This window comes from Haloplanus sp. XH21, from assembly GCF_023276355.1.
GTDB classification, from domain to species: Archaea; Halobacteriota; Halobacteria; order Halobacteriales; family Haloferacaceae; genus Haloplanus; species Haloplanus halobius.
On record NZ_JALLPL010000001.1, the window covers coordinates 2,524,766 to 2,532,274 of the forward strand.

The 7,509-nt window shown below is 62.5% G+C and carries 7 protein-coding genes and 2 pseudogenes; 5 read left to right on the forward strand and 4 right to left on the reverse strand.

The window, feature by feature from the left end:
- Positions 1 to 30: 30 nt before the first annotated feature.
- The 4 genes from MXB53_RS13355 (at position 31) to MXB53_RS13370 (ending at position 4,278) form a co-directional block, all read left to right on the forward strand.
- Entirely contained in the window at positions 31 to 1,089 is a 1,059-nt protein-coding gene (locus MXB53_RS13355; protein WP_248898038.1) for an SDR family NAD(P)-dependent oxidoreductase, read from the forward strand.
- A 98-nt stretch (positions 1,090 to 1,187) separates the two neighbouring features.
- On the forward strand, positions 1,188 to 2,414 hold the full coding sequence (locus MXB53_RS13360; protein WP_248898039.1) for a TRAP transporter substrate-binding protein: 1,227 nt from the start codon (positions 1,188 to 1,190) through the stop codon (positions 2,412 to 2,414).
- 2 nt (positions 2,415 to 2,416) lie between these two features.
- Complete coding sequence (locus MXB53_RS13365) at positions 2,417 to 2,983, forward strand: TRAP transporter small permease (protein WP_248898040.1); 567 nt, start codon at positions 2,417 to 2,419, stop codon at positions 2,981 to 2,983.
- 2 nt (positions 2,984 to 2,985) lie between these two features.
- Entirely contained in the window at positions 2,986 to 4,278 is a 1,293-nt protein-coding gene (locus tag MXB53_RS13370; protein WP_248898041.1) for a TRAP transporter large permease, read from the forward strand.
- Positions 4,279 to 4,578: 300 nt separating this feature from the next.
- Here the strand turns inward: MXB53_RS13370 and MXB53_RS13375 are convergent.
- From MXB53_RS13375 to MXB53_RS13390, 4 genes and pseudogenes are all read right to left on the reverse strand, one after another.
- Positions 4,579 to 4,709 (reverse strand): annotated as a pseudogene (locus MXB53_RS13375) (ISH3 family transposase); the annotation flags it as partial.
- A 269-nt stretch (positions 4,710 to 4,978) separates the two neighbouring features.
- Positions 4,979 to 5,876: pseudogene (locus MXB53_RS13380) on the reverse strand (MBL fold metallo-hydrolase); the annotation flags it as partial.
- A gap of 53 nt (positions 5,877 to 5,929) precedes the next feature.
- On the reverse strand, positions 5,930 to 6,358 hold the full coding sequence (locus tag MXB53_RS13385) for a CopG family ribbon-helix-helix protein (protein WP_248898042.1): 429 nt from the start codon (positions 6,356 to 6,358) through the stop codon (positions 5,930 to 5,932).
- Positions 6,359 to 6,439: 81 nt separating this feature from the next.
- On the reverse strand, positions 6,440 to 7,021 hold the full coding sequence (locus MXB53_RS13390; protein ID WP_248898043.1) for a cysteine hydrolase family protein: 582 nt from the start codon (positions 7,019 to 7,021) through the stop codon (positions 6,440 to 6,442).
- Between the two features lie 98 nt (positions 7,022 to 7,119).
- Here MXB53_RS13390 and MXB53_RS13395 point away from each other — a divergent pair.
- Positions 7,120 to 7,509, forward strand: a 390-nt coding sequence (locus MXB53_RS13395) for a radical SAM protein (RefSeq protein ID WP_345779713.1), incomplete at its 3' end; no start/stop codon positions are given.

Below are 7,509 nucleotides of genomic sequence, written 5' to 3' on the forward strand. Positions count from 1 at the left end.
TTGAGATGGCTATGCTTTGGGACTGTTTGGATGCGTCGGAATAGTCGTAGAAACCTACTTACTGCTATCTGTCCAAGCGAGGAAACCCAGTCCAAGACCGACAACGTCTCCGCGGCCGCCGAGGAACAGGCTGCGGAACTGAACGAGGTCACCGAGCGAGCCAACGACCTCCAGCGGTACGCCCAGCCGCTCCGTGACATCCTCGACTGCTTCGAGACCGAAGCCGAACACGAGTTCGACTTCTCGGTCGGTCCGACCGGCAGCGGCGGTCCGGCCGGCGGAAGCGAAGAGGAAGAGGAGCAAGCCGCCGACTCCTGTTTCGACGCGCTCGATCCGTGGACTGTTTTCCGTCTTCGACCCGAACGACCGACGATGACGCGTACTGCACTCGTCACTGGCGCCAGCGGCGGCATCGGAAGCGCGACGGCACGGAACCTCGGGGCGGACCACGACGTGGCCGTCCACTACAACAGCGACCGGGAGAGCGCCGAGGCCGTCGCGGCCGACGTCCGAGACCAGGGGCAGGACGCTCTCGTCGCTCAGTGTGACATCAGCGACCCCGACGCGGTCACGGCGATGGTCGAGGACGTACGCGAGCAACTCGGCGCTATCGACGTCCTCGTCAACAACGCCGCCGTGTTGCACGAGACACCGCTCGAAGAGGCCGACGACGAGACGATTCAACAGACCCTCCGTGTCAACCTCGAAGGAGCGGTCTACTGTACCCGTGCCGTCCTGCCTGCCATGCGCGAACAGGGTGAGGGACGGATTGTCAACATCTCCTCGACCGCCGGGACGGACGGGAGTCCGACCGACGTGGCCTACGGCGCGTCGAAGAGCGGTCTTCTCGGCCTCACGAAGTCGCTGGCGAAACAGTACACCAAGGACGGTATCCGCACGAACGCCGTCGCACCGGGGCCGGTCAAGACGGAGATGTTTGCGGAGGAGCGACGCCCCGACGTGCGGGACATCTCACCGCTGGACCGTCTGGTCGACCCCGACGAGGTAGCCGAGGCCGTCCGGACCTTCGCCACGACGTCTGCGATGACCGGCCAGACGCTCGTCGTCGACGGCGGCATCCGTCTCTGAGCTTCCGGGCCGTTTTTGCGGCTCGCGTGACTCGTTCACGGGGACCGATATCGCGAGAAACCACGGCTTTCTTGAGGCTCAGCCGATGGAAATCGACCGTGTCTAACACAACAGCGACGGGTATCTCCCGACGGAGGTATCTCAGCGGTATCGGTGTCGCAGGTACTGTTGGTCTCGCCGGCTGTCTCAGCGGCATCAGAAATGGAGGCGGGGAGTCCCTAAGCACGTTCAAGTACGGGACTGTCGGCTCCGAGAGCGCCAACGGCATGGGCAGCGTTGACCCGTACGGTGCTTGGACGCTCGCTGACCGACTGACGGAGAAGTCCGACGGCGACGTGAAAATGGACATCATCGGCGACTCGCAGGTCTGTGGCGAGTCGGACTGCATCGGGAAGATACGCAACGATATCGTCCAGGCGGGCACGACCTCGGTCGGGAACACGACGAAGTTCTCGCCGGAGAACAACATCTGGGCGCTGCCGTACCTGTTCCCGCCGGACAACCGCGCCGCGCTCTCGTATGGCATCTTCAGCGAGACGGCGTGGAAGCAGTTCTGGGTCCCCTTCGCCAAGCAGTACAACTACGTTCCGTTCATCGGCTATCCGGCCCAGCATCGGGTCATCCACATCGGCCAGTCCGGTGCGAAACAGGCCGACGGGGAGCGTGTCACCACGCCCGACCAGATAGAGGGAATGGACATTCGCCGGACTGTCTCTCGAATTCCCGCGAAGGCAATCACCGAGTGGGGCGGCAGCCCTGTCAAGGTCAGCTGGGGTGACGCCATTCAGGGGCTCAAATCGGGCCTCATCGGCGGTATGGAGACGTGGCTGACGAACGCCGCCGCCTACGGAATGCTTCCCTCGCTCGACCAGACTGTGCTGAACAACTGGTCGCTCGGCATCGAGATGAGTTGGGCCAAAGTCGACTGGCTCAAGAGCCTCCCCGACGAGCACCGGTCGCTCGTCGCTCAGGAGAGCGAACGGGTTACAGAAGAACTCATCCACAACACCGAGGAGATCATCACCGACCGCGCTGGCGCCGTCCAAGAGCCGCCCGATGGAACGGACTACGGGAAAAGCAATATCAAGGTCAACGTTCTGTCCGAAAGCGAACTCGAGCAGTGGAAAGACGACACCGCCTACAAGCGGAACTCCGACCTCTACAGCAAGACCTTCGAGCAGGCCGGTACCCTGCTGGGCGGTCCCGACGCGGCGCGGGACTTCGCGGACAGTATCTACGAACTGACTCGGAGTTCTTCGGCTCCCGAATCGACTGCGGACTTCACCCTCACGTCTTGGTGGGATGACCACCTCGACGAAATCTAAGTATGTCCCCACTTCTCGATTCAGAGTCAGCACCGCTTCCCCAGCGACACCTGTCGCGGCTCCGCGACCTGGAGAAGAATCTCGAATCGTATCTCGCTATGGGGTTTATTCTCCTCTATGCCGTGCTCGTCGTCTACAAGATTCTCAGCCGCCTCCTGTTCGACGCCTACTCGTTCGTCTGGCTTCAGGAGGTCATTATCGGGCTGTTCGTCTGGGCGGCGTGGCTGTCGACGGCGAGTCTCGTTCGCTCTGACGATCACATCCGGTTTTCGGCCGTCATCAAATGGCTCCCTCGATGGGGCGTCTACGGCGTCTACTGTATCGAGTGGCTGCTCTGGTTGTCGCTCTCGGGCGTCATCGTTCAGTACTCTCTGCGCTACATCGAGCAGTTCGTCCGGTCGGGCACCACGATTACCGGAACCTCGATTCCGGAGTATCTCCTCTATCTCTCCGTCACCGTGGGGTTCGCGCTCGTGTTCATCCGGACCCTCCAGCAGTTCGTTATCGTGACCCGCAAGTACCGCGCCGGTGAGGAGTTGCTGACCGGCAGTGATCTCGGGGGTGAGTGACGATGTTGAGTTTCCTCGAGGGGAACATCCTCATCGCGCTGACGATTCTCGCCGTGGTCCTGTTCCTCCTTGGCGTGCGCATCCTGCTCGTGTTTGGCGTGTGGGCGCTGGGCTATGCAATCACGCACACGCTGTTCCCGCCGATCAACATGCCCATCGTGGCCTACGAGTCGCTGAACTCCTTCCCGTGGGTCGCTATCCCGCTTTTCGTCATCGTCGGCTCGCTCATCAACGAGTTCGGCATCTCCGAGGATATCGTCGAGTTCACCAACGCTGTCGCCGGCTGGCTGCCGGGCACTATCGGCAACACTGCTATCTACACGGCCGGCGTGTTCTCGGCGATCACCGGGTCGAACGAGGCGACGACCGCTTCCGTCGGCGAGGCACTGTACGACGAACTGCGGGAGGAGGGGTACTCCGACACCTTCGCCGCGGCGACGGTCGCCTCCGGCGGCACGGTCGGTATCATCATTCCGCCGAGCGTCCTCTTTATCATCTACGGCGTCACCTTCGACGTGTCGGTGACGAACCTGTTCATGGCGGGCATCGTCCCCGGTATCGGGATGTTGCTTGTCCTCTCGGGGTACTGTAGTTACACGGCCCACAAGAACGGCTACGGCGTCGGGGACTTCGACTTCGAGGCGACCCGCGTCGTGCGGGCGGCGTGGCGGGCCAAACACGCCTTCGTCACTGTCGCACTGCTCGTCGGTGGCGTCCTCGCCGGTCTGTTCACCCCTTCGGAGTCGGCTGGCATCGCCTTCACGTACATCCTCGTGACCGGCGCCCTCACCGGCCGACTCGGCGACCGCAGTCAGGTCGTCAACGCACTCCAGCAAGGTGTCACCCTGACCGGTATCACTGTCCCGCTGTACGTGATGTCGGTGATGGTCCAGCAGAACCTCTCCTACGAGGGCGTCCAGGAGGTCGTTGCCGGCCTCATCACCGGCCTCCCTACGGAGTGGCTCATCATCTTGGCGATGGTGGCACTGATGCTGTTAACCGGCTCGGTGCTCGCGTCGCTTCCGAACATGATTATCACCGCCCCGCTGTTGGCCCCCATCGCCACCGGAACGCTCGGGCTGCATCCTATCACATGGGGCGTCGTGTTCATGATGAGCGACGCTATCGGGTTCATCACCCCGCCGTACGGATTGAACCTCTTCGTCATCAGCGAACTGACCGACCAGGAGTACATGCGCGTCGCGGTCGCTGCTGTCCCGTATCTCCTGCTGTTGATCGGAGTCTGGCTACTCTTTTTCCTCTTCCCTGGACTCAACGTTCTCTCGCCCGTCTGACGGGCACCACTTCTTTCCCCGCTGCGAGCACGCACCGATAAGCTCACAACACGTTTTCGCGATGTAGAGCGTCTACAAACGAATGTTCGTTACTTCCCGAACGAGTCAAGAGAGAGCTGCCTGAACACCACAAAATAGTCACTTCTGTATGATTTGACGGTCAGTCTCTGCTGCTATCGCGGAGTCGATCAAGGCAGGTCCAATTCATTGTTCCGAACAGACGAGGTAGACCGCATCTCGACGGTATCTGCCGACAGCTGTTGCTCACCGCCCAACGGACAGGCCGTGGGCTGACTCCGGTCAGCCCGCGGCCGCTGCCTGTGACGCTGGCACACCAACTCCGCTCGCTTTGACTTCCACCGGCGTCGTAACCCTTCTTCCAGCTCGTTACGGACCCAATCACAGAACGTCTTGAACGTGAACTCATCCTCTGTATCTTGCATGCTAGCCCTCATCTATATAGGATATTTGATAGTACTTTCACCAAATCCGGGAAGAGACTATACACGAGCTGTTCCAGACGGTTGTGTCGGCTTATGTGGCATTGAGAACGCGGTTCGAAAACGCTGAGAATCCCCTTTCGCCGATTTATTTCTGACTCATAAACACCCTCAAAATCCCTTATAAGAGAGATTATCAGTAAGAGTCTATCGCAACGCCCTCCCACGATTTTGGCGAATTGAAGTAATAGTATATCTGCACCACCGAGCATCCCGCGGGTGGTGATGATCGCCGCCTTCTGGTCGGTGATGCGCTTGCGCTGCCCGTCGCGGCCAGTGGCGAATCGGGCGTGTGACTTCGCCCGTCGGAGGGCGTCGGCGTCGCGGACGAACTCGGGGTGGCGACGGAGCATCTCGGTGACCCCTTTCCCCATCCCGTCGACGTAACACGGGATGTCGTGTTCGGCACAGATGAGCAGCATCTCCTGGGTGCGGCCGATAGCAAACGCAGGGACGACGACCGTCCCGCCCTCCCACAGCGTCGTCTTGACGCTCTCGGCGAAGCGCGCTTCGACGGCCGACCGGTCCGCGTGGTCGACGTCGCTGTAGGTGCTCTCACAGATGACGACATCCGCGTCGGGGCAGGCGGTCGTCCCCGCGACGAGGCGCTGGTTCCCTGTGTGGAAGTCGCCGGTGTAGAGGAGGCAGGTTTCTCCGTCGTCGACGAGGACGTGTGCGCTCCCCGGGATGTGGCCGGCGTTGAAGAAGGTGATGTCGTGACCCGCGGCCTCGAACGTCTCCCGGTAGCCGTGGGTCTCCGAGACTTCGGAGACGCGTTTGATGTCGTTCGCGGTGAACGGGCAGTTGTACGACCCGCCGTGGAGTTTCAGCGTGTCGCGCGCGAGCGTGAGCGCGAGTTCCTGTGTCGGCGGCGTCCAGTGGATCGGCGGCCAGTCGTCGCCCGAGAGCAGCGACGGCACCGTGCTGACGTGGTCGAGATGGCCGTGCGAGACGACGACGGCCTCGGGGGACGGCGTCGACACCGGAAACTGTGGCGGGTTGCCGGTCAGCAGGCCGTAATCGAGGAGAAGGCGGTCGTTGACGAGGAGGGGCGCTCCGACCGACCTCGCGCGCGCCGCCGAGAAACCGGATATCCATTGGCGGCGACTAGTCGGCCGGGGCGTTTGGCTCCGTTGGTTCGGATTGCGCCGTCACTCGGGCGACGTGAACGGGCCGAACTCGTCGACGGGCATCACGGAGTAGTCGACGCTGAGCGTGTCCTGGGTCGCCCGGATCTTGCCGACGAACGTCGAGATGGTCTGGAGTTGGCCCTCGAGGACGAACAGTTCCATGCAGTAGTGGCTCCCGACGTGGCTGTGGAAGTTGGCGGCGACGAGGCCCTCGTAGTCGTGGCGAAGCCCCATCATGCGCTCCTCGACGCTCGTCGTCTCGTAGTCGAAGATGACCGTCACGACGGCCATGAGGTCACGGTCCTCGAGACGCTTGTTCTCGAACTCGCCGAGCAGGTTGCGGGACGCCTCGCGGACGACTTCGCTCCGGCCCGTGTAGCCGTGTTCCGACGCGAAGGCGTCGATCCGTTCCACCAACTCCTCGGGCATCGAGACGCTGACGACCGTCATGTATTAACTCAACCGGATTCAGATATTAAGGATTACTATCGTCGCCGCTAGCAGTGGTTCTCGCCGGGGCGGGACGCCCTCTCAGCAGTCGGGCAGGAACTCGACCGCCTCGCCGGTCGTCGTCTCGCCGAACAGCCAGTCGGCGTGGTCGACGGCGTACTCGTGGTGGTCCTCCTCGACGTAGCCGATGGCGTCGGTGACGAGGACGGGACGGTAGTCCCGGAGGCCCGCGCTCCCCGCGGTGTGGAGGACACAGACGTTGGCGAGCGTCCCGCAGATGAGCAGGTCGTCGATGCCGCGGGCCGAGAGCCAGCCGTCGAGTTCCGTCCCGTGGAAAGCGTCGTACGTGTGTTTCTCGACGACGTGGTCAGTGGGGCGCACGTCGAGGTCGTCGACGAGTTCGGCCTCCCACGACCCTTCGAGGACGTGTTCCCCCCAGCGGTCGAACTCGTCGTAGTAGTGGGTGTCGTCGAACTGCTCGGGCGGGTGGACGTCGCGGGTGTACACCACGCGCGCGCCCGCTCTGTGAGCGCGATCGACGAGCGTCGTCACCGCGTCGATGGCCGCCTCGCTCGGCGGGGCGTAGAGACTCCCGTCGGGGTGACAGAACCCGTTCTGCATGTCGACGACGATCACCGCCGTCCGGTCCGGATCGTACGGCATACTCGGGCCTAGCCGTCGATGGCCGTAAACGATTGGTTCCGTCGCTTCGGCCCGTACCGACGGCTTTTCCCGCCTCGGCGTTCTGGTACCGACAACGAATGATCTCGAAGGGCTGTGAACAGTGCGCCAAGGGCGGAAAGATGGTGCTGTTCGTCTACGGCTACTGCGACCAGCGTGACTGCTTTTACTGCCCGCTCGGAGAGAATCGCAAGAACGTCGACACCGTCTACGCCAACGAACGCCAGGTCGAGTCCGACGAGGACGTGTTGACCGAGGCCCACCGGATGGACGCCCTCGGCACCTCCATCACGGGCGGCGAACCCCAGGAGGCGCTGGACCGGACCTGTCATTACCTCTCCCTGTTGAAAGACGAGTTCGGTGAGGACCACCACACGCATCTCTACACCGGCATCACGGGCGGCCGGGAGAACATGCGCCGCCTCTCGGAAGCGGGACTCGACGAGATTCGCTTCCACCCGCCGCTGGAG

Excerpts from the sequence above, each read along its gene's own strand:
- MXB53_RS13355 (WP_248898038.1), top strand. The coding sequence starts at position 31 with ATGCGTCGGAATAGTCGTAGAAACCTACTTACTGCTATCTGTCCAAGC.
- MXB53_RS13365 (WP_248898040.1), top strand. The coding sequence starts at position 2,417 with ATGTCCCCACTTCTCGATTCAGAGTCAGCACCGCTTCCCCAGCGACAC.
- MXB53_RS13370 (WP_248898041.1), top strand. The coding sequence starts at position 2,986 with ATGTTGAGTTTCCTCGAGGGGAACATCCTCATCGCGCTGACGATTCTC.
- MXB53_RS13385 (WP_248898042.1), bottom strand. The coding sequence starts at position 6,358 with ATGACGGTCGTCAGCGTCTCGATGCCCGAGGAGTTGGTGGAACGGATC.
- MXB53_RS13390 (WP_248898043.1), bottom strand. The coding sequence starts at position 7,021 with ATGCCGTACGATCCGGACCGGACGGCGGTGATCGTCGTCGACATGCAG.